Origin of the sequence: Flavobacterium sp. WC2409, from assembly GCF_041200085.1 — a bacterium.
GTDB lineage: Bacteria > Bacteroidota > Bacteroidia > Flavobacteriales > Flavobacteriaceae > Flavobacterium.
In genome coordinates, this window is the sequence record NZ_CP165625.1 from 2,299,857 (window position 1) to 2,325,344 (window position 25,488).

At 33.1% G+C, this 25,488-nt stretch carries 22 protein-coding genes; 8 read left to right on the forward strand and 14 right to left on the reverse strand.

Going from position 1 to position 25,488, the window contains the following annotated elements:
• The first annotated feature begins 19 nt into the window (after positions 1-19).
• The 4 genes from AB3G34_RS09905 to AB3G34_RS09920 all read left to right on the forward strand — a co-directional run bounded on the left by AB3G34_RS09905 (position 20) and on the right by AB3G34_RS09920 (position 5,057).
• On the forward strand, positions 20-1,144 hold the full coding sequence (locus tag AB3G34_RS09905) for a peptidylprolyl isomerase (protein WP_369752338.1): 1,125 nt from the start codon (positions 20-22) through the stop codon (positions 1,142-1,144).
• 42 nt (positions 1,145-1,186) lie between these two features.
• Positions 1,187-2,368 carry a peptidylprolyl isomerase gene (locus AB3G34_RS09910; protein ID WP_369752339.1) on the forward strand — a complete coding sequence of 394 codons (1,182 nt, stop codon included), beginning with the start codon at positions 1,187-1,189 and terminating at the stop codon, positions 2,366-2,368.
• Between the two features lie 386 nt (positions 2,369-2,754).
• Positions 2,755-3,174, forward strand: coding sequence for a hypothetical protein (locus AB3G34_RS09915; RefSeq protein WP_369752340.1), 420 nt, complete (start codon positions 2,755-2,757; stop codon positions 3,172-3,174).
• A gap of 215 nt (positions 3,175-3,389) precedes the next feature.
• Positions 3,390-5,057, forward strand: a complete 1,668-nt coding sequence (locus AB3G34_RS09920; RefSeq protein ID WP_369752342.1) for an ATP-dependent endonuclease — start codon at positions 3,390-3,392, stop codon at positions 5,055-5,057.
• 214 nt (positions 5,058-5,271) lie between these two features.
• On the opposite strand, the gene AB3G34_RS09925 is transcribed toward AB3G34_RS09920, so the two are convergent.
• Positions 5,272-6,810 (reverse strand): IS1182 family transposase, encoded by a 1,539-nt coding sequence (locus AB3G34_RS09925; RefSeq protein ID WP_369752343.1) that lies wholly within the window; start codon positions 6,808-6,810, stop codon positions 5,272-5,274.
• A gap of 186 nt (positions 6,811-6,996) precedes the next feature.
• Between AB3G34_RS09925 and AB3G34_RS09930 the strand changes: the two genes are divergently transcribed.
• Together AB3G34_RS09930 and AB3G34_RS09935 are read left to right on the forward strand one after the other, a co-directional pair.
• Entirely contained in the window at positions 6,997-8,151 is a 1,155-nt protein-coding gene (locus AB3G34_RS09930; protein WP_369752344.1) for a helix-turn-helix domain-containing protein, read from the forward strand.
• Positions 8,152-8,301: 150 nt separating this feature from the next.
• The gene (locus AB3G34_RS09935; RefSeq protein WP_369752345.1) at positions 8,302-9,357 is read left to right on the forward strand and encodes an alpha/beta hydrolase family protein; all 1,056 of its coding nucleotides are present in this window, start codon (positions 8,302-8,304) and stop codon (positions 9,355-9,357) included.
• 280 nt (positions 9,358-9,637) lie between these two features.
• On the opposite strand, the gene AB3G34_RS09940 is transcribed toward AB3G34_RS09935, so the two are convergent.
• Entirely contained in the window at positions 9,638-10,078 is a 441-nt protein-coding gene (locus AB3G34_RS09940) for a hypothetical protein (protein ID WP_369752346.1), read from the reverse strand.
• A gap of 317 nt (positions 10,079-10,395) precedes the next feature.
• Here AB3G34_RS09940 and AB3G34_RS09945 point away from each other — a divergent pair, with 317 nt between their 5' ends.
• Positions 10,396-12,291 carry a heavy metal translocating P-type ATPase gene (locus AB3G34_RS09945; protein ID WP_369752347.1) on the forward strand — a complete coding sequence of 632 codons (1,896 nt, stop codon included), beginning with the start codon at positions 10,396-10,398 and terminating at the stop codon, positions 12,289-12,291.
• A gap of 202 nt (positions 12,292-12,493) precedes the next feature.
• Positions 12,494-14,995: a PAS domain S-box protein gene (locus AB3G34_RS09950; RefSeq protein WP_369752348.1), complete on the forward strand. Its 2,502-nt coding sequence runs from the start codon at positions 12,494-12,496 to the stop codon at positions 14,993-14,995.
• 1 nt (position 14,996) lies between these two features.
• Here the strand turns inward: AB3G34_RS09950 and AB3G34_RS09955 are convergent, their stop codons facing one another.
• The 12 genes from AB3G34_RS09955 to AB3G34_RS10010 form a co-directional block, all read right to left on the reverse strand.
• Positions 14,997-15,602 (reverse strand): GNAT family N-acetyltransferase, encoded by a 606-nt coding sequence (locus tag AB3G34_RS09955; protein WP_369752349.1) that lies wholly within the window; start codon positions 15,600-15,602, stop codon positions 14,997-14,999.
• 26 nt (positions 15,603-15,628) lie between these two features.
• Positions 15,629-15,988 carry a hypothetical protein gene (locus tag AB3G34_RS09960; RefSeq protein WP_369752350.1) on the reverse strand — a complete coding sequence of 120 codons (360 nt, stop codon included), beginning with the start codon at positions 15,986-15,988 and terminating at the stop codon, positions 15,629-15,631.
• Positions 15,989-16,115: 127 nt separating this feature from the next.
• Positions 16,116-17,294, reverse strand: coding sequence for an AIR synthase related protein (locus AB3G34_RS09965; protein WP_369752351.1), 1,179 nt, complete (start codon positions 17,292-17,294; stop codon positions 16,116-16,118).
• A 187-nt stretch (positions 17,295-17,481) separates the two neighbouring features.
• A complete protein-coding gene (locus tag AB3G34_RS09970) occupies positions 17,482-18,975 on the reverse strand; it encodes a carboxypeptidase regulatory-like domain-containing protein (protein WP_369752353.1) in 1,494 nt (497 codons plus the stop codon).
• 55 nt (positions 18,976-19,030) lie between these two features.
• The gene (locus tag AB3G34_RS09975; protein WP_369752354.1) at positions 19,031-20,407 is read right to left on the reverse strand and encodes a CsgG/HfaB family protein; all 1,377 of its coding nucleotides are present in this window, start codon (positions 20,405-20,407) and stop codon (positions 19,031-19,033) included.
• A gap of 4 nt (positions 20,408-20,411) precedes the next feature.
• Positions 20,412-20,810, reverse strand: a complete 399-nt coding sequence (locus tag AB3G34_RS09980) for a curli production assembly/transport component CsgF (protein WP_367771403.1) — start codon at positions 20,808-20,810, stop codon at positions 20,412-20,414.
• Between the two features lie 13 nt (positions 20,811-20,823).
• A complete protein-coding gene (locus AB3G34_RS09985) occupies positions 20,824-21,138 on the reverse strand; it encodes a CsgE family curli-type amyloid fiber assembly protein (RefSeq protein WP_367757961.1) in 315 nt (104 codons plus the stop codon).
• 11 nt (positions 21,139-21,149) lie between these two features.
• Complete coding sequence (gene csgH / locus AB3G34_RS09990) at positions 21,150-21,548, reverse strand: curli-like amyloid fiber formation chaperone CsgH (RefSeq protein ID WP_367771406.1); 399 nt, start codon at positions 21,546-21,548, stop codon at positions 21,150-21,152.
• A 2-nt stretch (positions 21,549-21,550) separates the two neighbouring features.
• Positions 21,551-22,090 carry a hypothetical protein gene (locus tag AB3G34_RS09995; RefSeq protein ID WP_367771409.1) on the reverse strand — a complete coding sequence of 180 codons (540 nt, stop codon included), beginning with the start codon at positions 22,088-22,090 and terminating at the stop codon, positions 21,551-21,553.
• A gap of 89 nt (positions 22,091-22,179) precedes the next feature.
• A complete protein-coding gene (locus AB3G34_RS10000; RefSeq protein ID WP_367771412.1) occupies positions 22,180-23,205 on the reverse strand; it encodes a hypothetical protein in 1,026 nt (341 codons plus the stop codon).
• 56 nt (positions 23,206-23,261) lie between these two features.
• On the reverse strand, positions 23,262-24,482 hold the full coding sequence (locus AB3G34_RS10005) for a hypothetical protein (protein ID WP_369752355.1): 1,221 nt from the start codon (positions 24,480-24,482) through the stop codon (positions 23,262-23,264).
• Between the two features lie 53 nt (positions 24,483-24,535).
• Positions 24,536-25,330: a hypothetical protein gene (locus AB3G34_RS10010; RefSeq protein ID WP_367771418.1), complete on the reverse strand. Its 795-nt coding sequence runs from the start codon at positions 25,328-25,330 to the stop codon at positions 24,536-24,538.
• Positions 25,331-25,488: the final 158 nt, after the last annotated feature.

The window sequence follows — 25,488 nt, forward strand, 5'->3', positions numbered from 1 at the left end:
TTCGTTAATTAATATCAATATGAAAAAAAGCATCCTATTTGTATTACTTGTACTTGCTACCTTGACATCCTGTAAAGATGAAAACAGTAATCTTCCTGATGGCTTATATGCCAAAATAGAAACAAGTAAAGGAACAATCATTCTAGCCTTAGATTACAAGCAAGCGCCTATTACAGTGGCCAACTTTGTGACTTTGGCCGAAGGAAAAAATGACTTTGTTACCAATGATAATCTTAAAGGAAAACCTTTTTTTAATGGTTTAAAATTCCACAGAGTGATTAAAGATTTTATGATCCAAACTGGAGATCCACTAGGAACAGGATCAGGAGACGGTGGTTATAAATTCAAAGACGAATTTAACGATTTGCGTTTTGACAAAGCAGGTATTATGGCCATGGCTAATAATGGTCCAGCAACAAATAGCAGTCAGTTTTTCATCACTCATGTTGCCACTCCATGGTTAGACGGAAAACACACCATTTTTGGTCATGTAGTCGAAAACGGAATGGAAGTGGTTAATAAAATTGAGCAAAATGATTTTATAAAAAGTGTAACCATCATTAGAAATGGTGAAGCAGCAAAAAAGTTTAATGCTGTAAAAACATTTTTCAACTATTTTTCTGTTGAGTCAGAAAACCAAAAGAAAAAAATGGAAATCGATGCTCAAAACAAAAAAGCATACGATGAAAAATACAAAGATGTTCGAGAAGATAAAGTAAAATATTTCAATGCTTTAAAGAGTAAAGCGACTAAAACTTCAAGTGGTCTTAAATATGTAATCACTAAGAAAGCCGGTGGTAAAAAACCAGAAAAAGGGTCAACGTTATACATTCATTATGCAGGTTTCCTAGAAGATGGCCAACTTTTTGATAGTAGTATTGAAAATGTAGCACAAACTTTTGGAAAATACGATCAAAACAGGGCCAATCAAGGCGGATATCAACCTATTCCTTTTCAAGCAGGAAAAAAAGATGGCATGATTCCGGGCTTTATTGAAGGATTAGAAAAATTATCTTTGGGTGATAAAGCAATTTTATTCATACCCTCGCATTTAGCTTATGGCGCAGGTGGTGCAGGAGATGTTATTCCTCCCAATGCAAATATTGTTTTTGAAATAGAGTTATTAGATCCTAGTGCAAAATAATAAATAAGACCGAAAAAAAGTTAGACCATAATTTAAAACAAGATGAAATTTAAACTTTTAATTTTAGTGTTTTTTGGAGTATTAAATACCCAAGCTCAAAACACAAAAAAAGCCGTTACTACAAAAAAAACAGCTGTATCTACAACAAAAGCAGTTGTTAAAGCACCCGTTGCTATTGAAGGAATTTTTGCAACGATTGCAACAAATAAGGGAGATATTACCCTGCAACTAGAATACCAAAAAGCGCCCATTACAGTGGCTAATTTCATTTCACTTGCGGAAGGAAAAAATGCTTTTGTAACTGATGAAAAATTAAAGGGAAAACCATTTTTTGACGGTTTAAAATTCCATAGAGTAATTAGTAATTTCATGATTCAAACTGGAGACCCAACTGGAAGTGGTGCCGGTGGAACTGGATATGCGTTCAAAGATGAATTTACCGATTTAAAGTTTGACAAAGGCGGTGTTTTAGCCATGGCTAATTCTGGTCCAGCAACAAATTCGAGTCAATTTTTCATAACGCACAAAGACACACCCTGGTTAAATGGCAAGCACACCATTTTTGGTCATGTAACTCAAGGAATGGATATTGTTAATAGTATTGCTCAAGAGGATGTAATTACTAAAGTGACTATTACACGAAAAGGAGCTGGTGCTAAATATTTTGATGCATCAAAAGTATTTGCTAACTACTATGAAAACAAAGCAGAGGACGCTAAAAAACAAGCTTTAATTGAAGCCGAAAAAGTAAAAGCAACTAATGAAAAGTATGCAGGCGTAATTGCGGCTAAAGTAGCCTACCTTGCTGCTGCCAAAGCAACTGCTACCACTACTCCATCTGGTTTGACTTATAAAATCATACAAAAAGGGACAGGAGTAAAACCAGTTGATGGCAGTACATTCTACTTCCATTATGCCGGTTATTTTGAAGATGGAACTTTATTTGACAGCAGTTATGAAGAAGTAGCCAAAGCATACGGAAAATATGATGCCAATAGAGCGGCACAAAACGGATACCAAGCTTTTCCGTTTCAAGCCGGGAAAAAAGACGGCATGATTCCTGGATTTCTTGAAGGATTAAGTGTAATGTCTTATGGTGATAAAGCAGTGCTTTTCATCCCTTCTAACTTAGCTTATGGTGAAAGAGGTGCTGGTGGAGTTATTCCTCCTAATGCCACTTTAATTTTTGAATTGGAAATGTTTGAAAAACAACCTGCAAAATAAAAAGAGTCCTATATGAGATTCATCACGACCGATTTGCACCTGCAAGTCGGTTTTTTTTATGCTTATTTTGGGCATGCCCCCGCTTCCACTCCGTTCCAGCAGGGTCGGGCTGTACGTTGCAATCTTTTATTACACTACGTTCCATAAAAGGATTTCCACTTCCATCCCTCATGCAACCTCACGATGAAGAAATACACTAGAAAATCAACTCCCCTTTTCATCTCACTTTCAATAAGAGCCATTTAAATAATAATCAGTCACTTCAATCGTTTAGTTAGTAAGAAAAAACTGCGTTTACCTTAAAAAATCCTTAAAAGATGTATATATTTGATGTTATATACAAGTTATGCCTCAGTTTAGCAGAACCGAAAACGAAACGATAAAGAATGACAACACGAGATTTATTTAATGAATTATCAGAATCTAATTTTACGTTCACTAAACCTTGTTTTGAAAGCGAAAAAGCATTTTTAGAAGACCAAAAGAAGTCAATGGATAAGTTAATTATTTGCGGTTTAGCCGAAAAAACAGGGGCTAAATATTCCTTAACACTAGACGGTAAAAAAGCAAAAATTATCGGTGTTGAAAAATGGGCTAAAGATTTAAACGACATAGATAGAAGAGTTTTAGTTTATGATTATTTTGGTTTTTTTAATAATTGGTATAGTCTACCAAGGCTGAATATCATAATAAAAAGAAGTGTTACGTCCAAAATATCTAAAGAAATGTGGGTAATCATAAAAGTTTTTATCATAGCTTTTATTTTTTATATTATTAAAGAAGTTTTTGATATTAAATTAAATTAGAAGAAACCGAAAATTGAAACGTGAAAATTGGAGTAAATAAAAAAACCGAAGGCATAACCGCCATTTAGCAAGATTGTGGATTTAGTGGAATTACCGTTTCTAAATAACTTTTACGTTAAGCAGAAAGTACTCGTTTTTAAAAGTCCACAACCTCGCTAAGTGGCATAACGTTATGTGCAACCATACCCAACGATAAACATTGTCTGACAAATAATATGATAAAGAAAATTAAATTAAAATTTGGGTCATCATCAACTAAGCCTGCTCTTGAGACTGACTTAACTCCAATAACTGTTTTTGTTGGTCCAAACAATTCAGGAAAGAGTAAAATGCTTTTTGAAATCGAGGAATTTTGTAAAAAAGGGACGATTAATACACAAAATGTTATTCTTTCTGAATTGACATTTTCTCCACTTACGGACACAGAAGATGAAATCAATAAATATACATTGACTCCCAAAGCAAATGAGACATTAGCACCGGATGAAATTGTATTTGGAGATTCTAAAGTTCGAAATAAAATAAACAAAAATGAGCTAGTCAAATATTTTAGTGACGTTACTACATTTAGACAGCATCTTTGTGTTTATTATTTAACTTTTAACACCTTACGGATAGGAGGCGGTAATAGAATCACTTTAATCAATGAACAGACTGGTGGAGATTTACAAACTCAACCTCAAAATAGTTTACAAGTACTTTTCCAAAATAATTCGAAACGAAGTGAAGTTAGAAGAATAATTTATGATGCTTTTAAAAAGTATTTTGTAATTGATCCTACCAAGTTAGGACACCTTAGAATTAGATTATCTGAAACTGCGCCCACTGATGATATTCAAGAAAGAGGGATTCATCAGAGTGCTGTTGACTTTCATAACAAGGCACTTGATATTAATTTGGCAAGCGATGGAGTAAAAGCGTTTACTGGTATAATTACAACTATTATTGCAGGCGACCCTAGAGTTATATTAATTGATGAACCCGAAGCTTTTTTACATCCCTCTTTAGCTTCAAATTTGGGTAAAGAAGTGAGTAACTCTGTAAATGGAAGTTTTAAAAATCTTTTTGTTTCGACTCATAGTGCTAACTTTTTAATGGGCTGTATTCAGTCTGGTGTTCCAATCAATATCGTTAGACTTACATATTCAAACAATTCACCAACTGCGAGGATTTTACCTAGTGATAAAGTATTAAAACTAATGAGACACCCTTTGCTTAGATCTACGGGTGTACTCAATGGACTATTTTATGAATATGTAATTGTAACAGAGGCTGATTCAGACAGAGCATTTTATCAGGAAATAAACGAAAGACTTTTAGCATTTGACCCAAGTAAAGGTATTCCTAATTGTCTTTTCTTAAATGCTCAAAATAAGCAGACCATACACGAAATATTACGACCATTACGAGAAATGGGTATTCCGTGTGCGGCAATTGTAGATGTTGATGTAGTTAAAGAGGGAGGAACCGTTTGGACAAATCTGCTAAGTAGTGCAAATGTTCCTAATGTTACCATTAAGTCAACTGGTATTTCTCGCGGACACTTAAAATCAGCTTTTGATGCAAAAGGTATAAACTTCAAAACGAATGGAGGCGTTGACGTTTTAGACAATCCAGACAAGGAAGCCTGTAATAATCTTTTTGACCAATTAGACGAATACGGAATTTTTGCAGTAAGAAATGGCGAATTAGAAAGTTGGCTAAAATCATTAGGAACAACTTCAAATCACAGTCCAGAGTGGTTAATTGAAATTTTTGAAAAACTAGGCGAAGACCCTTCTTCAGCAACGTATGTAAAACCAACATCAGGTGATATTTGGGAATTTATTTTTAAAATTAAAACTTGGTTTACTAATCCGACAAGAAAAGGAACACCTGAATAATGAAAATGGCAGCACATAACCGCCATTTTGAGCTAGCTGGAATTTAGTGGAATTATCGTTTCGCATCAAGTTTTTGTTAAGCCGAAAACACTGGTCTTCGTAAGGCGCAAGGCGTGAGAACGTCAGGCTGTGAAAAAACCTCCTTTTTTCCTCAAAATCACTCAATTTTCATATCGCAACACTACTAATAAAGCCTTGTAAGAAGGCTAATTTTTTACGCTGCTAATTTAGTTTTATATGATACGAAGGCTAATTTCAGTCTTAAATAGTTCGTTTTTAACCAAAGCAAGACTTTTGCCTTGTAGGGTGAGTTCCATTTTTTTAGTTTGGTAATCAAATCAGGAACGCCCAGGATGTTGATACTGCGTTTGATGTTATAAACTAGCATTATTAAGCTGTGTTCGCCGTTTACTTTTTCCAATCCTGTTAAATTGGTATAATTGTAACCCCATTGCCGCTTGATGGTTCCAAAGATGTGTTCGTTTATCTCCTGTCGTTTGCGGTAGAGTTGTGCATTTGCGTGATAGCGTTTATTGTTTGCTTCTACAGCATCCCCATATTGACTGCGGTCTATTTCCCTGCCTCCTGCTCGACTTGTGCATAAATGTTTTACCGAACATCCTTTGCATTTGGGAGTTCGGTATTTTTTAAAATTATAACTATCTCTATCTTTGCTTTTCTTGTGCCAACTACCTGTCGTTTTTAATACTTCGCCCTTTGGACAAGTATAGCTGTCGGTGGTTTTATCGTATTGGAATTGGGAAACTAAATAGGCTGCGGTTGTTCCATTTTCATTGCTTTTTCCTTGTTCAGGTTGAGCTACTATGGTAGTGATATTGGCTTGCTGGCAAATTTCTATTTGTTTGCCATTATGATAACCTTTGTCTACCAAAGCCGTATAAGTCTCAATGCCTAAGTTTTCTTTGGCTTCCAAAGCGATTGCTGATAATGCACTGCGATCATTACGATTAATGGTGTGAGTTGCAACCACAAGATTATGTTTGGAATCAACTGCAGCTTGGATATTGAAGGAAATCTCGACCACTTGCCCTTGAACTAATAACGCTCTAGCATCGCTATCGGTGGTGCTTATCTGTGGTTCTCCGCTGGCTTTTAGTTTTTCTTCCAGTAGTTCATAACGCAATTTATTCCCCTTTAATCGTTCTATTTTTTGTTGGATGTGCTGTATTTTAGTAGCACTTTCTTTAACATCATTTTCATCCAAAGCAGTTAAGTATTCTTGGGTTTTGGATTCAATATACTCGAGGTGTTTGTCAATTTTCTTTTGGTTGAAATTGGCTTTCTTACTATTATGAGCTCGACTTTTTGTACCATCAATAGCAATAGTTTCTCCCGAAATCAAGTTAGCATCTTTTAAAAAGGAAACAAATAGCTTGAAAGTATTTTTTAAAGCCAAAGGATTATTCTTTCTAAAATCAGTGATACTATGGTAATTGGGACGAATATTTTCTAAAAGCCATTGCATTTCTATATTTCTTGAACATTCTTTTTCTAAGTCACGACCACTTCTGAACCCGTTGAGATAACCGTATAAGTAGATTTTTAGAAAGACTTGGCTATTGAAACTGGGCCGACCTTCGGTCTTAAGCGTTTTTACAGCGAAACCAAGCTTGCTCAGATCAATATGTCCAACGAAGGCATCGATAAAGCGTACCTGATTATCTGTACTTATGGCGTCTTCTAAACTCGAAAAACGCATTTGGTGGCGGGAAATTCCTGTGATGTGTTGCATGACTAAAAATACGAAAATTCCTCTTTTTATTCTAGTATTTTGCTATATTTGATTGAGAATCAAACGAAAGTTTTTTCACAGACTGACGTTATAGGCAATGCGAACGCGATAGTTCTATAACATGTTTACGAAAAACAAACAATCTTCAAGTTTAATTTTAGATTGTGATGTTAATAAAATAAATTAATGGATAAACTCAATTTTTTAAATACTATTACTCTAATTACCGTTTTTGTAATGTTGCTTCTTGCCTTTTTTTTGCTAACAGTAAATACAAAAAATAGAATTTCAAACAGACTTTTTGCTAGTTTTCTTATCCTTACAGCATTCGATTTGAGTAGTTTTTTTACCGACAAATATTTTGAGATTAATTTAAATTTTGAGGTTTTTAGAATGACGGCTAGTTTGCTAATCATGCCCATTTTCTATTTGTATGTAAAAGCAGTTTGCCATTCAGATTTTCGATTAAAACCAAAACATTTAGCACTAATAATTCCATTTGCAATTGTAAATTTAGTGTTTATTCCAAGATTTTATTTGGCAAGCGCTATTGATACTATTTATATTTATGAGCATTTTAAGCAAATGTTAGAGATCCGTTTTTTCTTTATTCTGGCAGAGCTACAATATGCTTTTTATATTATTTTGGTTTTTATTGTTTTAAAAAAATACAAAGAAATTTATTTAGAAAATTATACCAATGCAAATAACTCATCGCACAAATGGTTGCTTCAAATGACTGTATTTTTTCTAATTGCTCATTGTATTGTAGTCTATAAATTGGTAATAAGGTATACAGATTACAATGTGTTTCTTAACTCAGCGAATGTAATTATTGGAACGATTGCACTCATTATTAGTTGTTGGTTTGTATTAAAAGCGTTAAACAATCCTGAGCTTTTTAAAAGTGTCGATTCAACAATGTTATTGGTAAATGAAACGCTAAACACAAAAACCGTTTCAGCAGAAAAAGAATCATTCGAGATTAAAAAATCGGCACAAATTGTTTCTCAAATCGAATTGGTAAAAAAATATGTTTTAGAAAATCAACCTTATCTTGAACCCTCATTAACAATACAAGAGTTATCTAAACAAGTTACTATTCCTGTTCGTGATTTATCCGTTTTGATTAATCATCACATGAATCAACATTTTTTTGATTTTATAAATGAATATCGAATACAAAAAGCCATGGAGATTTTAAAAGATGCTTCAAAAAGTAAGCTTACTATTTTAGAAATTCTATATGAAGTGGGTTTTAATTCGAAATCATCTTTTAATACTGCTTTCAAAAAATACACCAATCAAACTCCTACAGAATTCAGAAACTCTTCATTATAAAGCGTTTGTAAAAAGTCGAACGTTATTAAAACAAAGTCGAACCGATTTAATTACTACAAATTGGTTCGACTTTTTTCATTCGGTCGCCAATATTAAACTTCTTGTGCAATTTTGCTTCAAATTAATACTAACAATTAAAAATTTGAAACCATGAAAATTACCTCTTTATTTATTTTATTGCTAATGCCTTTCTTCTGTTTTTCCCAATTAAAAAAAAATGATTCTAATCTAAAAAATCAAATATCTGAAGAGAAATACGTCTTAATAAACGGTATTGAACAATGGATTACCATAAAAGGAAACCCTTCGAAACCTATTATATTGTTTATACATGGAGGACCAGGAAGTCCAATAAGCCCTTACGTTGATGTTTTGTATAAAGATTTAGAAAAGGATTTTATTATTGTTCAGTGGGACCAGCGAGGAACTGGAAGAACTTATGGTCATAATTCTCCGCCTGAAGAATTAACTCCTGACTATTTGAAAGCTAATCCTTTAACATTAGAACAAATGACTAATGATGGAATTGAAGTCTCAAAATATCTTTTGAAACATTTAGACAAACAAAAAATTATACTTACAGGAACCTCTTGGGGTTCTGCACTGGCAGTAAAAATAGCAACAAAAAAGCCAGATCTTTTTTATGCTTATGTTGGACATTCACAAATTGTTAATCCTTCTATTGATGCAGAATTTTATGCTAAAATTTATAAAATGGCAGAGGATAAAAATGACAAAGAGTCTTTAGAAATATTAAATTCTATTGGTAAACCTCCTTATAGTAGAGCAAAAAATGTAGGTTTGTTATTTAGAGTTTTAAAGAAATATGAAAGAGCAAATTCGACACCTGCTCCAGACAATTGGTTTAAACTTGCTCCCGATTACGACAATGAAATTGATAATAAAAATAGAGCCGATGGGGACGATTATTCGTTTGTAAATTATGTTGGGGATGATAAATTAGGAGTTCATTCGATGATTTCAACCATTAACTTAATGAGAGATAATTTAGATTTTAAAATTCCAGTATATTTAATACAAGGCAAAGAAGATATTATGACACCAAAAGAAAACTCAAAAAAATATTTTAATAAAATTAAAGCACCTACAAAAGAGTATTATTTGTTACCTGAATCAGCTCATGGTTTCAATCAATCGGTTGTAGAAACACAATATAAAATATTCAAGAGAATAAAAACTTTGTAATAAAAATAAAAAAATTAAGCACTGCCTACTACAGCTGTTTTGATATAGCTGGAATTTAATGGAATTTCCATTTCACATCAACTTTCTGCAAAGCCGAAAGTTGAAAGGTTACGAACTTCTAACCATCTCAAAGTGGCAAAACGACGTTCATCAAATTGTAAAATACCTTTAGACTTCCGAATTTAAAACTGATTTTTCTCCAGTTAACAGAACATTTTTTAAATACAAAACCCGATACAGCTAGCTGTATCGGGTTTTGTATTCATTCTATTTGTTAACTTTACTTTTTTCCAAATTTCCAGTCAAATTCATCCTTTTGATTGATAATGGCACCTATTTCAAACTTTACCACCTCATCATATTCAGTTTGAAAAATAATCCAATTCTCTTCGTTAAAATAGTTTTCGAAAGTATCGAATTCTTCCTGAGTAAATTTAGTAATCCCTTTTTGAGCTAGTTCTTTCTTTACATCACTTATTTTTCTACCTATCACTTTATTCCCAAACAAATCTAAATCAGGGCTTGAAGCTACCATATAACCCAATTTAAATTCTTCTTCTTGGTAAAAAGTCAAACGCATTTTTAATGCATTATAAGCAAAAATAACATTATCATCTTCGTCTTTGTAGTTTCTATCTGGTTTACCGTAAAGAGCGGTAACGTCTTTTTGTTTCATCCCGAAAATGAGTTTATCAATTCCGTTTTTTAAGTTTATTTTCATGTCAAAATATTTGATTGCAAAGTTCGCAAAGTTTTTAGCAAAACCAACTACCTTTTTGAGTAAAAATACAAAGGCATGCAATGTATTCGACCGAATTTGTAATCTACAAACGCTTTTTTATACTGTCAAACTAAAATTTTAAGTTAAATTGCAAGAGGTATAAATAATAAGAAATAGATTATTTTTATATTTAACTATTATTATAATTTTAGTACAAAAATTTCAAATAAAAAGGTTTCTCTTCCTTAATAACTCACTTTTTCATTAACGTTATTTCCATATTGGAACGTTGTAAAAAAAATAAAAAAAGTATTTTTATGAAACTCCCCATCAAAGACAAAAAATTTATATTCCTTCTTTTTGCTATTACAATTGTCATTATTTTGGAAATCCTATCCATCATTGGCATACATATTCCTATGCCTTATGGACCATTTATTTTTGCTTTTTTCATTATCGGCATTGGGCACGAGGTGTTAATCAATGGTTTCAAAGCGTTATTTAAACTTAAATTCAGCAGCATTAATCTACTAATGACTATTGCTGTTATTGCCGCCTTTTATTTGGGCGAATATCCTGAAGCAGCTGTAGTAATCGTTCTTTATGTTTTGGGCGAAAGACTGGAAGATATAGGACTCGAAAACTCTAAATCAGCACTAGATGAGTTAATCCGAAAAGCCCCTAAAACCGCTTTTGTAAAATTGGAAAACAAGACCATTCCTATTGACAAAATTCCCGTAGGAACAATTATTCAGGTGAAACCAGGCGAAATGATTCCCCTTGACGGAAAAATAATTTCAGGAGAAACCATGATTGATGAAGCTGCAATCACTGGAGAACCCTTACCCAAAGACAAACATCCTGGCGATATTATATTTGCTGGGACATTAAACAAAAATAGTTTTATAGAAGTTGAAACGACCAAATTATCCATAGACACTACTTTTTCTAAAATTATCCGACTTACTTTTGAAGCAGCGGCTTCCAAAAGTGACACTCAAAAATTCATTCAGAAATTCTCGCAATTTTACACGCCTACCATTATAGCGTTGGCTGTTTTAGTTTTAGTCATCCCCGTATTTATACTTCACTTGGATTTTGATCTTTGGTTAAAACAAGCCATCACTCTGCTAGTCATTGCCTGTCCTTGCGCTTTGGTGATCTCTACGCCTGTTGCCATATATGCCGCTATAGGGAATGCTTCCGCAAAAGGGGCACTGGTAAAAGGAGGGAAATACATAGAAGGAATGGCCCGTATAAAAGCAATTGCCTTAGATAAAACCAGAACAATCACTTACGGGAATCCTATAGTGACTGATGTATTTCCTTTGAATGGAACCAGTAGAGAAGAATTGCTGGCTTGCACCGCTGGAACCGAACTATTCTCTGAACATCCATTGGCACAAGCGATTGTTACTGCCAGTAAAAAAGAAGGTTTTGAGCCACACAAAGCGGAAGGGTTTAAAAGTATTATGGGCAAAGGAGCTATTGCCAAATGTTTGGTTTGTGAAGATGAAACCGTATATGTAGGAAAAATGGAATTCATTAAAGAATACCATGAGGTCACTGACGATGCCGAAAAAATTGTGGAACAACTGGCTTCCGAAGGAAAAACTAGTGTCGTGATTAGTTTTGGTAAAGGAGTAGCTGGAATCATTGGATTGACTGACGAAATAAAACCAGACAGTATCAAGGCCATAAAACAATTACAGGCCATGAATATAGAACTTATAATGCTTACTGGAGACAGTAAAAAAGCAGCACATTATGTCGCAAAACAAGTAGGAATCGAGAAGATATTTGGCGGCTTACTTCCTGAAGAAAAATCCAGCAAAATAAAAGACCTAATCCATCAATTTGGTGATGTAGCTATGGTTGGTGACGGAATAAATGATGCCCCTGCTCTGGCGCAAAGTACTATAGGAATTGCAATGGGAGCTGCAGGAAGTGATACCGCAATTGAAACAGCAAATATTGCTTTATTGAATGATAATCTTTCTCTAATTCCGTTTTTAATCCAACTTAGCAAAAAAACACTTATTAGAATCAAAAGCAATACAATTGGAGCTATTGCGGTGAAAGTTATTTTCATAACTTTAGCTTTTCTAGGATATAGTAATTTGGTTTTCGCGATTGCCGCTGATGTAGGAGTTACTTTAATTGTAATCTTATTGAGCTTAAATTTGATGAAATTTAAAAACAGTGCTACCTAAACATCTCTTCTTATAAACTGTTACTTTCATTTTTATACTATTTAAAAGGTAATAGTCAAATAACTTTCATCAAAACGATGCAGCATTTCACGATTAAAAAATTAAAACCCTAATGAATAAATTCAATATAATTCACTAACTTTCATAGATATAACATTCCCTTTTAGGGTTTTATTTAAATTAAATATAAAATCACTAGTCTATGAAAATTTCTTTTGAAAAAAAAATATTCCTAGGGTTTGTCATCAATGTATTAGTAGTAATTGCATCAGGGTTAATTTTCATAAATCGACTTGATACAGGGCGAGATATCACTAGGGACCCAGTTTTTGACTGGGTTGAACTTTCATTATTTATACTATCTATCGTACTCCTTATTGTGGTCTATATTATTATTAGAACCCAATTGAAAGCAAAAACAGAGTCACAAAACTTACTCAATCAAAACCGACTCTTACTGCAATCGATAATTGACAATACATCAAACCCCATTTTTATAAAAAAAATTAATGGAGAATATTTGTTAGTCAACAAACAATTTGGCTCTTTATTTAAAAACCCCACTGAAACAATTATTGGCAAGACAGATCACGACCTTCTTCCCGAAACCATAGCTGAAGACTACCGGAACTCTGACCTTGAAGTAGTAAAACAATTAAAAGAGTTAAAAACAGAAGAAGTTATTACGCAAGAAGATGGCAAACACACTTATATTGCTGTGAAATTTCCATTGTACGATGCCAATAATAGGATATATGCTATAGGGGGAATATTAACTGATATTACAGCACGAAAAAAACTAGAAGATTCATTACTAGTTTCTGACAAGTTTTTCAATATGTCTGCGGAAATGATGGTTATCGCCTCGTTTGATAAATTTATCAAAGTAAACCCTGCAACAATTGAAATACTAGGATATTCAGAAGACGAACTACTAAGTCAGCCCTTCTTAAATTTTGTACACCCAGAAGATAAAGTTAATACCGCATCTGAAGTGGTCAAACTAAAATCTGGAATGAATTCTATGCAATTTAAAAACAGATACATCTGTAAAGATGGTGCTATAAAATGGTTACAATGGTCTACTTATTCCGAAATAACTTCTGGCTTATTGTATGCGGTGGCCAGTGACATAACTCCCTTAATTGAAAAAGAAATTGAATTAAAAGCAGTAGACAAATTCTTCAATATGTCTTTGGATTTCATGGTGATAGCACAGAAAGATAAATTTATAAAAGTGAATCCCGCTACTAGTACCATATTGGGTTATACAGAAGAAGAGTTAACAACTGTTTCTTTCCTAAAATACATTCACCCTGACGACATTGAAATTACAAACGAAGAAATAAATAAGCTTGAAAATGGTGCTACAATAATAAAATTTGAAAATCGATGGATTGCAAAAGATGGGACCATAAAGTGGTTAGTATGGAATGCTGCAGCAGATATTGAAACGGGTTATTTATATGCCGTTGCCAGAGATATGACTTCGCAAATAGAAACACAAAAATCTTTATTAATAGCTGAGAAATTTTTTAATATGTCTTATGACATGCTTGCCGTAGGAAGTGGAGACTATTTTATAAAAATCAATCCTGCTTTTACGAGAACACTAGGGTATGAACAAAGTGACATGGACCATAAAACTTTTTTATCTTTTACGCATCCTGAAGATATAAAAGCTGCTACTGAAGCTATCAAATCTTTACAAAAAGGAAAATCATTAATCAATCTTAGAGCTCGTGCTCGTTGTAAAGACGGAACTTATAAATGGCTGGATTGGACAAGTACAATTGACATTGAGACGGGAAAAATGTTTGCAGTTGCAAGAGATGTAACTGAAATGGTGAAATACGAGGAATCCTTAAAAGTAGCCGATAATTTTTTTGATATGGCTTTTGATATTTTATCCATTTCTAAAGAAGATCAATTTATTAAAATAAATCCTTCTTTTACAAAAACATTGGGCTATGAACAAAAAGATCTCAACAACATAAAATTCACTGATTTAATACATGCTGATGACAAAGTTTTGGTAGAAGAAGAATTTAATAAACTCTTGAAAGGAACCCTCATGATTAATTATAAAAACAGGACTCTTTGCAAAGACGGAACATACAAATGGTTAGATTGGCATTGTAATTATGACGCCAAAAAAGGGTTGATTTATTCCGTTGCAAGAGATATTTCGGAAGAGATTCGATTAGAAAATGAGGAAAAAGTAATTATAAATGATTTGTATGAAAATGAAGAAAAATTACGCTTAATCCTAGAAAACATAGGGGAAGGTGTTATCGTTGCTAATGCAAATAAAGAAATCGTAATGGCCAATTATATGGCCAATGAAATTTTTGGAATTGAAGAAGACGAGAATATCCCTTTGAATATTACCGATCATTTTGATTTGTTCTTTCCTGATGGCAGAACTATATTTCCATCCCAGAATCTTCCCATGGAAAAGGCCTTAAATGGAGAAGTAACTAATGATATTGATGTCATCCTTTCGGACTCAGAAACGCATGAAAGAAGACGCGTTTTGATTAGTGGAAGACCCTTGATAGATCAAGAGAATAATGTAGTTGCTGCAGTTGTAACCATAAAAGATATTAGTAAATACAAACATCTAGAGGAAGAGTTACAAGAAGCCGAAACTAAATATCGAAAGTTAATTGGGTTTAAAAAAGACGAAGAAAAAAAAGAATAGATTAATTCTCAATCCGTTTTAATAAACTTGGTTTGACCTCTTCAAACCATTCGTTTCGTAGAATACTCAAAATAATAGAATCTCGTCTCTTTTCACTACCTACCGCAGTAGGCATGTGGTTTCTAAGAATTCCTTCTTCCTTACATCCTATACTTTTCATGGCAGCAATACTTCTCTTATTGTTATTGTCGGCACGAAACTCAACACGCTCCATGCCTAGGGTTTCAAAAGCAAATTGTAACAGCAAAAATTTACATTGTTTGTTAAGTCCAGTGCCACGAAATTGTTCTCCATACCAAGTATAACCTAGTTGTAGCGTTTTGAAATCTAAGTTTATGTCGTAGAAGCGAGTGCTTCCTGCGTATTTTCCTGATTTTTTATCAAAAACAATAAAAGGAAATTGGTTTTTATTCTCTCTTCCTTTTACTGCCAATTGAATATAATTCAACATATTTTCTTTTCCGTCAGCACGGATTAGAGAATATTCCCAAGTAGTGGGTTCATTGATGGCAAACTCTAGTAAATTTTCTAAATCACTTTCTTGAAGGGAACGTAGTAAGACATGATTATTTTCAAGAATTACCTGCTGAGAAAAGTTTAAACTCATAGTCAATTATTTAAAATACGGATAAACTATTCACTCATTTCATCGTAACGCTCTGGAACTTGTGGGTCATATAGCGGACATTTAAATTCCTCCATTAGATTTACCAATTTATCCATTGTACTTCCTTGGGTACCGTAGCAATCAATTTTTATACTTTGAGGTGTTGTTCTAACTTGGAACGCTCCTACTCCGTCGTTGTTTTTCCAACTTTTATCATCTACTTTTTCCCATTTTGAGAATACCGAAGCGATTCTATTCAAGATTACTTGAACTGGAAGTTCTTCTAGACCTTCTATTGCAACTTGTTCTTCGGAAATGAATTCGTAAACTTCGTGATGGTTTAAATACACTTCCTCAAGATATTTCCAAAATACTAATTCGTACATGATATTTATTTTTTAGCCCCGATAGTAGCGGCATCTCCCGATTTAGAAAAACAAGGCTTTTTAGCCTTAGTTTTTATTATCGGGAATACAGCGGATAGCGGGATTAGCTTCTTATTTAAAAACTGATTTAGTATTCAAAAGTTCCGTATACACTACTGATAGTTAATTTCTTACTATCGGCTGCTTCTACTCTTCCTACGATTTGAGCATCCACATTAAATGATTTTGAAATTGCAATAATATCCTGTGCAATTGCCTCAGGAACATATACTTCCATACGGTGACCGCAGTTAAAAACTTGGTACATTTCTTTCCAATCTGTTTTAGATTGTTCTTGTATCAATTGAAAAAGGGGTGGAACTGGAAACAAATTATCTTTTATAATATGCAAGTTTTGTACAAAATGTAAAATCTTAGTTTGCGCTCCTCCACTACAATGCACCATTCCGTGAATCTCTGCAGATGAGTATTTATCTAACATTTTCTTGATAATAGGTGCATACGTTCTTGTTGGCGAAAGTACTAATTGCCCTGCATCGATAGGTGAATTTTCAACTGCATCAGTCAGCTTCACTTGACCAGAATAGATTAATTCCTCAGGAACTGCTGCATCAAAACTTTCTGGGTATTTGGTTGCTAGATATTTTTCGAAAACATCATGACGTGCCGATGTTAAACCGTTACTTCCCATTCCGCCATTATAGCTTTTCTCGTAGGTTGCTTGACCAAAAGAAGCCATTCCTACTATGACATCACCTGCTTTAATGTTAGCATTATCAATCACCTTAGAACGTTTCATACGAGCCGTCACCGTAGAATCTACAATAATGGTACGTACCACATCTCCTACATCGGCAGTTTCTCCACCTGTAGAATGAATGCTTACACCAAAAGATTTTAACTCCTTGATTAACTCTTCGGTTCCATTTATAATTGCTGATAAAACTTCACCTGGAATTAAATTTTTATTTCTTCCAATGGTGGAAGAAAGTAAAATATTATCGGTTGCTCCTACACACAATAAATCGTCGATATTCATGATCAAAGCATCTTGAGCAATTCCTTTCCAAACAGAGATATCTCCAGTTTCTTTCCAATACATATAAGCTAGAGACGATTTGGTCCCCGCTCCATCCGCATGCATAATCAAGCAATAGTCTTCATCTTGGGTTAAATAATCAGGAACGATTTTGCAAAATGCCTGAGGAAATAATCCCTTGTCAATATTTTTTATAGCATTATGCACATCTTCTTTGGATGCTGAAACACCGCGTTGTGCATATCTTTTTGAAGTATCTGAACTCATGTAGTCTAGTTGTGTAAGCTGTTTTTAAGCAACTGGGTTGTGCGGCAAAGATAATTATTTTTTTGGGTTTTGCCTATTGGGATATAGGAAGTGTTTCAGGAAATAATAGGTCGTTAACTAAAAAATAAAGTGCAAAAAAAATGCCTATCTAAAACAGATAGGCGTTTATAGAATACCGTATTTTATTTTATTCCCAATCTGGCATACTGGCGTTGGAAAAAAGTATTGTTCTTGCCGCAACAGTACTATTACTAGAAGGAACTTGTTTTACTATGTTTTTTGTTGATAAGCCATCATTGGATGTATTTACAAAAATGTATTCCGACTCGCTTGGAGAATATCGTACGTCCAAATCTAAAGTACCTGTAGGTTTATCTAATCCAATATCAGTAGTTATCCCAGTACTAAAAACATACTCATAAATCCTAGTGTCTAACTGTCGATAATTGGCGTTTTCATAACCCGAAATATCTCTTGTGAAAATTAATTTTTGCCCCGTTACTGAAAAATTCAGTCCTCCTAAAGCGCCATCAATTCCAGCTAAAACTTGATTTATTACCGTTCCGGAAGTATTAATAACCCGTATTTCTGCATTATAACCACTCGCATTATTAATTTTCAAAGCAATTTTTGCACCATCAGTACTCCAGTCACATTCCGAAATAAATCTTCCGTCAGGAGTTTGATACATTTTAGTTAAGCCACTTCCATCTTTATTTATCCGATATAATTTATCAAAATAAGGATAGATAATTTGACTTCCTGATGCATTCCAAGAAAAATTAATAAACTCCGAATTAAAGCCAGCAATAGGCACAGCATTCGTAACTTTAAATACTCCAGATCCATCCGGATTCATAGTGTAAATATGATTTTGTGACCCACTTGATCTAATAAAAGCAATTTTTTTGGATTGTGTATTTTTTCTAGGCCTCCAACTATTGGTAGCAGAATTAGTAATTTGTAATTGATCACCTAAATCATTACCTGAATAAATTACGTTATTATCATTTATATTTTTTACAAATAAAAATCGAGCATTAGGTAAAGCCAATGTAGTAAATGTATGCACCGCACTTAGCACTACTGGGTTTATTCCGTCTGAAGCTGATACTTGCCAATAATATTTGGTATTGTAGGTTAGATTTTTTAAGTTGTAACTGGGTTGAGCAACATTAGAGTAAACAACAACATCAGTATTCGCATCATTTCTTAATGTAATTTCATAGGTTAATGCGTCATTTTCAGGATCAGTGTCAGTCCAACTTAAATTCAATTCTAAATTTTGATTTACGGCATTATCTGCAGGAGTTACTAGTGCAGGAGTTGTTGGAGGTTTGTTATTCGTGGTTGCTAATTTAAGTTCGAATACTAGATCTGTTGTGCTATTAATATTTACTGTTCCTGATTCAAATTTAGCTAGATAATTGTCTTTTTGAGCTTCAAAGGAGTATTGCCCTACTTTAATTTTAGGAATAGAAAAACGACCATCACTATCTGTAAAAACAATACTTGAACTTGGATTTGAAAAAACTTTTACATTCTCTAAAGGTTTAAATGTAACAGCACTCACCACCCTTCCTTCAATAGTTCCAAAATCTTCCCCTGAAACTTTTTCTTCACTACAAGAAAAGAAAAGGATAAATAGAGATAAACTTAGTTTTAGGTATATATTTTTCATTTTTTAAATTATTTTTTTGTGATAGGTAATTATCCAGAAACAATCGACCCAACTTTTATTTTTTTTGTATTTTATCTTTTTTCTTAGTAAAATAATAAGTCAACCCTAATCCAAATCGGAAATAATAATCATCTCGAACTCCTCTTTTTAAATAATCGATATTATCACTAAAATTCAAGTTGTGTTCCCCATACATTTTTATACTAATTCTATCCGATACTAGGTATTCAAGCCCTAGCCCATATTGCACTTTTGTATGAAAATTTTCAAAATCTTTATTCATACCAAAACCACCTCCTGCAAAAACGTAAGGGGACAGTTTATCTTTAGGTAGTAAAATAAATTCGGCATTAAGATCAAATGTCGCATACCATCTATCAAAACGATCTTTATTAGCCAGATTTATAGCATTTGTAGAAGCACTCAAATTAAAACTTGGTGTTAAAAAATATTTTAAAGCGCCACGCCCCATAGGACGTAATAATGGATTTGCATAATCTCCATCCATTAAAGTAACACCACTCCCGAACTCTATTGCAAATTTAGACCTCCTATCCGTTAATTTTCTACCATATATGGCCGTTGCATCAGCATCTTCATTTTCTTTTTTATATTTTAACATCACAGAATCAATTTCTGCTTTGGGTACATCTGCCTCCCAAATACCGTCTTTAATTCCTTCTATAACAAGTGAAGCGACAGCTTTTTCGATAGCTTCAGTAACCGCCATTTGAATTGGTTCATTAGTTGTATAGCCCGTTTCAACTTCTAAAAGTCTTTTAAAGTTTACATATTTAAATAAACTTTGATCAATAGCTTGTGATAGAATCGTTTTAGAAATATAAACCGATTTAAGTATTTTTCCATTTGCCGTAGAAACCATACGTAGATATATCGTAACTCTATCTTGTCGATATTTTACAGAACCTCCTGTACCAAAATATCGGGCACCAAAACCACCTGTAATAATATTAGAATCATACGAAATAATTCCTCCTTCAAGTAATACCCCCGCATATAATAAAGGGGATATTTGAGGTGCTTTAGGGTCTACATTTGCTGTATATTCTTGTCTAGTGGAACGGATAAGATTTCTCTCTTGAAGTAAGTTTCCTATATTTTCACGCTCTATAGGAACAAACCATTTTGAGTCTTCTAAAGCTTTAATTAAAATTGATGTCGCTCCTTGAGTTACGGCTGTACTAAAAGTACTTCCATTTTCGGAAGCTTTATATTGTCCCGTTTGGTCTCTAAATTTATAAATCCCTACTACTATAGGCTCTTTAGCTTTAGGAAGTCCTTTTAAAAGGGATGTTGCAGGAGTACTTTCGCCAATAACTGCTTTCTCAATACCTGTGGGTTGGTTATAAAAAGCACCGCAACCGATAAATAAAAAAATAATAGGAAAAATTAAATAGGATTTGAATTGCATAATATTAATTTGGGATAATAACTTGAGTTTGTTCACCTGTCGTGGTATCTAAAATATCAACAGTCAATCCTCCAGAGGAAGGATAAATCTCAACTGATAAACTACCAAAAGTGTAGCTTCCTGCCGAAAGACCTTGTGAACCAAACTGCTGGGTATATAACGATCTTGAGATTTGGTTTAATAGTTGCGAATTCAACTGATCAGCAAACTTTTCTAAATCCGTTTTAGCAGTTGTTGCTGATGATGTTTCTTTAAATTTATTTTGCGATTCAGCTGAACTAGCCAACCATTGATAATTAAATGTATCACCTCCAAAAGCTGGATTTCTTGGTTTATAAACTAAATCCTGCGCATTCACCGACATAGTCAATAAAACTATTATTAAGGAAAATAAGAACTTCATTTTTTTCATAAACTTAATATTGCGTAAAATATTTATTTTCTTTTTCTAAATTTTTTAAATAGGAATATGTAGCATAAATTGATTTTTGCACCATATTGTTTAAGTACTCTTCATCCGGTTTTGCCATAAATTCATAAATGGTTTCATTATTCATACTGATAACCAATTTAGTATTTCTTGCAAAACTTAATTCTTCACTTATTGAAACTATATTGGGTGCATTTATTTTATACTCATTGTATTTATAGTAATATAAATCGTAAAAATCTTTTCCTACTTTAGTTTTAGTTTCATCTATTACAATTCCTTTTAATTCAAAACCGTCAATTGGTAACGATTCTACTTTTTTTTTTCAGTACCAAGTACAATTCTATCCTTTCCAATTAGCTGCTTATTTTCATCGTAAAACAATAACAAAACAATAACCTCATCATCTTTACCTACATTTACTTGTGTCACTGATAATTTTTTATTTTCACTTGGTTCCAATGAAAACAACCCTTCTTGAGCATTATTAGATTGATTATTATTGATGTTGTTTTTTTTAATTACAGATAATTTATAGGACAAACTTTGAACTATTTCTGATAAATTTTCAGCTGTTCCAGTTATTTTAATACTTCCTTCAATTTCTTCCGTTTCAATTTTGGCTTTTACTACCGTATTTGAGATTTGAGAATAAGAAAGGGAAGAGACCAGTAAGACTATTACTCCTAAAAATTTCATACCTTTTTTCATAATTATTTATTATTTATAATAATTACAGCAGCACCGTTTCCAGATTGAATAACCTTCATATTCTCAGAAATTGAATTTGTACCATAATTCTGGATATTTTGATTACTACCTTGTTGAATGAGCTCCATATTTACATTATTATTTGCGTACATCGAAAGGTCTTTAATTGAATTATTTTGACCATCTTGAACTACCTTTTGCTTGATTGAGTTTACTTCTTTATCTAATTCTAATTGATTATTATCTCCATTTTGGACAATATCAACCTTAATAATCGCTCCTTTTAAGTTAAGATTAAGATTATTATAGTCCCCTATTTGCTTGATATTTAACCCCCCAGATTGAATTAAATTTTCAAAAGGTGTTTCTTTTTTTGAAGTAAGATAATTTTCAGAAACAAATTGAAACGTTTTTTCTTTAGAGTCAAAAGCAGAAAACCCAGATTCATCGTGTCCTAAACTTCCCTTGTTTTCTTGACAGAATACTAAAGAGGAAGATATAATAACAAAAAACAACAACATTCTTTTAATTGAAAGTATCATAAATATTCTTTTTAATTAATACTGATGAAATTGTTCTATCTAAAAACAATTCCATCAGTATACTATTAGTATCTAATTCAAAACGCTCCTTAATTTGATTGTACTACATTAGAAATATTACTACCCCCATTTTGATTAACATAACTTGTATGTAAATCTCCAGTTTGAATAGTTGCAGCAAAATTTAAATCTCCATTAAACTGGTAAATCTCTGATCTATTTGAGTCTCCATTTTGCATTGAACTTGCTTCATTTTCATCGCCATAATATTGTTGAATAAACGAATAGTTAACCGCTCCATTTTGATTAATTGCAGCTTCATTAGAATCACCATATTGATCGGTATAACTTGAATTATTATCTCCAACAACGTTAATTGAAGCATTATTAAAACCCCCATGTTGATAACTCCATGAAGTGTTACTGTTCCCGTTTTGACTTAAATCTGCATTATTTGCATCGCCATATTGAGATGTAATAGAGTAATTAAAATCTCCAATTTGATCATGCTTTGCAAAATTCGAATCCACATATTGATACGAATAGGACCTATTACTATTTCCTACTTGATTTTGTGAAGTAGAATTATTTGAACCTCCTACATCCCATGCGCCTTGCGAAGCTTCGGCAGTATTTGAGTCCCCTATTTGAGTTTGTTTAGCGCTATTATTACCGCCTACAGTTGCATATTTATGCGTACTCCCATCCAACCAATCTATATAGAAATACTTATTTTGATGCACTGATGCCCTATTGCTATTTCCTTCTTGAACTTGAGAGGAAGAATTGACTGCACTTCCTTGCTCAGCATACGAATTATTAAAACTACCAGTTTGATCTTGAACGGCTAAATGCCCAGTTCCTATTTGGTCAATTTTAGCACTATTTGAATCTCCTTTTTGATCTTGATCTGCATTGTTTAAAGTGCCTAACTGAAATACATCTCCAGCATTAGCGCTACCATTTTGCAACACATCCGAAGTATTAGACAATCCTGTTTGAAGTACTACACCATTATTTGCAACTCCTATTTGATCCACTTTGCTTTCATTGCCTTGAGCAGTTACTATAGTTCCAATTAACAGTAAAGAGATACTTACAATTATTTTTTTCATAATTAATTCATTTTATAAAGGGATAGCAAAAAAGCTACCCCTTAATCTATTATAAATTAATTTGATTGTGTTACATTAGAGATATTACTATTCCCAATTTGACTAACTGTACTCATATGAGACATCCCTGATTGACTAGTTGTTGCTATATTTAAATCACCTAATTGCAAAATACTTGACACATTAGAATTTCCATTTTGCATTGAAGTAGCCCTATTATTATCACCAGTTTGATCCGATATTGATTCATTCGAATTTCCTACTTGACTTTCATAAGATGTATTTCTATCACCATGTTGTATAGCGATTGCAAAATTAGAATCACCCAGTTGAACTTGTGTAGCATCACCATTAGAAGCATCACCAAAAATTCCTTGACCTATACCAGCAATGTTACCATTACCAGTTTGAGTTTGTCTTGCTTCATTAGATCCACCAATTGATGAATCGTTTTGATAAACAACTGCCAAGTTAGAATTACCCAATTGATATTGATCAGACCAGTTCCCATTATCCCCTTGCGTAGCAAAAGCGATATTACTTACCCCATTCTGTGTTTGAATTGCAGAATGATCAGCTCCAACTTGATAAATTACAGCTCCATTTAATGAACCTGTTTGTTTTTGTTTTGCCGTGTTATCTTCTCCATATTGATTAATTAAAGCATCATTCAAGCTTCCATTTTGATCTTGTTTTCCATAGTTATCATCTCCTGCTTGGGTAATAAAAGCTATATTCCCTGCTGAGTGATTTGGACCAGAACTTTGATCTTGATACGCTTTGTTTTTATCCCCTACTTGCATAACAGTAGCAAGATTATTATCATACAATTGTTTTTGCTCAGAAATATTTTTGTTACCAGTTTGTGTCGCTGTAGCAACATTATTTTCGGCATTTCCAGCACCTTGGCTAATAATTGCTTTGTTTTTATCACCCAATTGTGTCACTGTACCTTTATTTAAATCTCCATCTTGTTTTACGTTTGATGTGTTTTTATTTCCAGTCTGTTTAACAGTAGCATCATTGCTCACACCACTAATTGGAGAAACTGACCCAAGTTGTTTTACTATTGAACTATTTTCTTGCCCAAGTTGGTTAACATCCGAAGTATTCGTTGTTCCTTTTTGCGAAACATCAGAAATATTCGACAATCCAGCTTGAACCACTAAGGCATCATTTGCTGTTCCCGTTTGATTTACTGTACTTCCATTACTCTGTGCAACAGCGACAGAACCTACTAACAGTATCGCGGAGATGCTTAAAATTACTTTTTTCATGATTTTTATTTTTTATAAAGGGATAACATTTTAATATTATCCCCTATTAAGTTTTAATTTGATTGTGTTACGTTAGAAATATTACTAGCTCCGTTTTGGTTAACATTGCTAGAATGCATATCTCCTGTTTGGGTAGTTGCAGCAAAGTTAAAATCACCTCCATATTGTCCAATATAAGATTGATTTGAATCTCCATCTTGAATTGAAAAAGCTTCATTAGAATCACTACTTTGATAAACTGTAGAGTTGTTGAAGTTTCCTGTTTGTGTAGTTTCGGCTAAATTAAAATCAGCACTAAAATATTGATCAACGTGCGAATAGTTTGAATCCCCAGTTTGAATTTGCGCAATCTCATTAGAATTCCCTGGACTTGAAGTACCACTACCAGAATAACTGTTTTGATGTGCATAGGCAGTATTACCATTTCCTACTTGTGCAGTATTAATGATATTATCATTCCCATTTTGCCAAGAATCAGAGTAGTTACTATTCCCTTCTTGAGTTGTACGAGAAAAGTTAGTATCCCCATTAACACCTACAACAGCATTGTTTAAGTTACCTATTTGATTTGTTCCACTGTCATTTGAAGAACCCACTTGACTAATCCACGCACTGTTAGAGTCTCCTAATTGATCCATATCGGCAATGTTAGTAGCGCCTAACTGAATAACATCTCCGTTATTAGAGTTACCATTTTGCATTACATCAGATGCATTAGACATACCAGTTTGACTAACCATTGCGTCATTAGCCGTTCCTGTTTGATTCACAGTACTCCCATTACTTTGTGCAACTGCAGCTGCACTTACTAGTAGCATCGCTGAGATGCTTAAAATTACTTTTTTCATAATAAATATATTTAATTGGTTATTAATACAAGTTATCATGTAGGTTTTAAAAATGATTTGGGAATAATTTTTAAAAAAGAAATACTATAGCATAGTGCTATTTATTTCTAAATAGTTGAGCATATTTTATTTAAAAAATCTGCGCTTTTTAATCAAAA

What these genes read in the sequence shown, in the direction of transcription:
- AB3G34_RS09905 (WP_369752338.1), top strand. Translation starts at nt 20, where the DNA reads ATGAAAAAAAGCATCCTATTTGTATTACTTGTACTTGCTACCTTGACA.
- AB3G34_RS09910 (WP_369752339.1), top strand. Translation starts at nt 1,187, where the DNA reads ATGAAATTTAAACTTTTAATTTTAGTGTTTTTTGGAGTATTAAATACC.
- AB3G34_RS09915 (WP_369752340.1), top strand. Translation starts at nt 2,755, where the DNA reads ATGACAACACGAGATTTATTTAATGAATTATCAGAATCTAATTTTACG.
- AB3G34_RS09920 (WP_369752342.1), top strand. Translation starts at nt 3,390, where the DNA reads ATGATAAAGAAAATTAAATTAAAATTTGGGTCATCATCAACTAAGCCT.
- AB3G34_RS09925 (WP_369752343.1), bottom strand. Translation starts at nt 6,810, where the DNA reads ATGCAACACATCACAGGAATTTCCCGCCACCAAATGCGTTTTTCGAGT.
- AB3G34_RS09930 (WP_369752344.1), top strand. Translation starts at nt 6,997, where the DNA reads ATGGATAAACTCAATTTTTTAAATACTATTACTCTAATTACCGTTTTT.
- AB3G34_RS09935 (WP_369752345.1), top strand. Translation starts at nt 8,302, where the DNA reads ATGAAAATTACCTCTTTATTTATTTTATTGCTAATGCCTTTCTTCTGT.
- AB3G34_RS09940 (WP_369752346.1), bottom strand. Translation starts at nt 10,078, where the DNA reads ATGAAAATAAACTTAAAAAACGGAATTGATAAACTCATTTTCGGGATG.
- AB3G34_RS09945 (WP_369752347.1), top strand. Translation starts at nt 10,396, where the DNA reads ATGAAACTCCCCATCAAAGACAAAAAATTTATATTCCTTCTTTTTGCT.
- AB3G34_RS09950 (WP_369752348.1), top strand. Translation starts at nt 12,494, where the DNA reads ATGAAAATTTCTTTTGAAAAAAAAATATTCCTAGGGTTTGTCATCAAT.
- AB3G34_RS09955 (WP_369752349.1), bottom strand. Translation starts at nt 15,602, where the DNA reads ATGAGTTTAAACTTTTCTCAGCAGGTAATTCTTGAAAATAATCATGTC.
- AB3G34_RS09960 (WP_369752350.1), bottom strand. Translation starts at nt 15,988, where the DNA reads ATGTACGAATTAGTATTTTGGAAATATCTTGAGGAAGTGTATTTAAAC.
- AB3G34_RS09965 (WP_369752351.1), bottom strand. Translation starts at nt 17,294, where the DNA reads ATGAGTTCAGATACTTCAAAAAGATATGCACAACGCGGTGTTTCAGCA.
- AB3G34_RS09970 (WP_369752353.1), bottom strand. Translation starts at nt 18,975, where the DNA reads ATGAAAAATATATACCTAAAACTAAGTTTATCTCTATTTATCCTTTTC.
- AB3G34_RS09975 (WP_369752354.1), bottom strand. Translation starts at nt 20,407, where the DNA reads ATGCAATTCAAATCCTATTTAATTTTTCCTATTATTTTTTTATTTATC.
- AB3G34_RS09980 (WP_367771403.1), bottom strand. Translation starts at nt 20,810, where the DNA reads ATGAAGTTCTTATTTTCCTTAATAATAGTTTTATTGACTATGTCGGTG.
- csgH (WP_367771406.1), bottom strand. Translation starts at nt 21,548, where the DNA reads ATGAAAAAAGGTATGAAATTTTTAGGAGTAATAGTCTTACTGGTCTCT.
- AB3G34_RS09995 (WP_367771409.1), bottom strand. Translation starts at nt 22,090, where the DNA reads ATGATACTTTCAATTAAAAGAATGTTGTTGTTTTTTGTTATTATATCT.
- AB3G34_RS10000 (WP_367771412.1), bottom strand. Translation starts at nt 23,205, where the DNA reads ATGAAAAAAATAATTGTAAGTATCTCTTTACTGTTAATTGGAACTATA.
- AB3G34_RS10005 (WP_369752355.1), bottom strand. Translation starts at nt 24,482, where the DNA reads ATGAAAAAAGTAATTTTAAGCATCTCCGCGATACTGTTAGTAGGTTCT.
- AB3G34_RS10010 (WP_367771418.1), bottom strand. Translation starts at nt 25,330, where the DNA reads ATGAAAAAAGTAATTTTAAGCATCTCAGCGATGCTACTAGTAAGTGCA.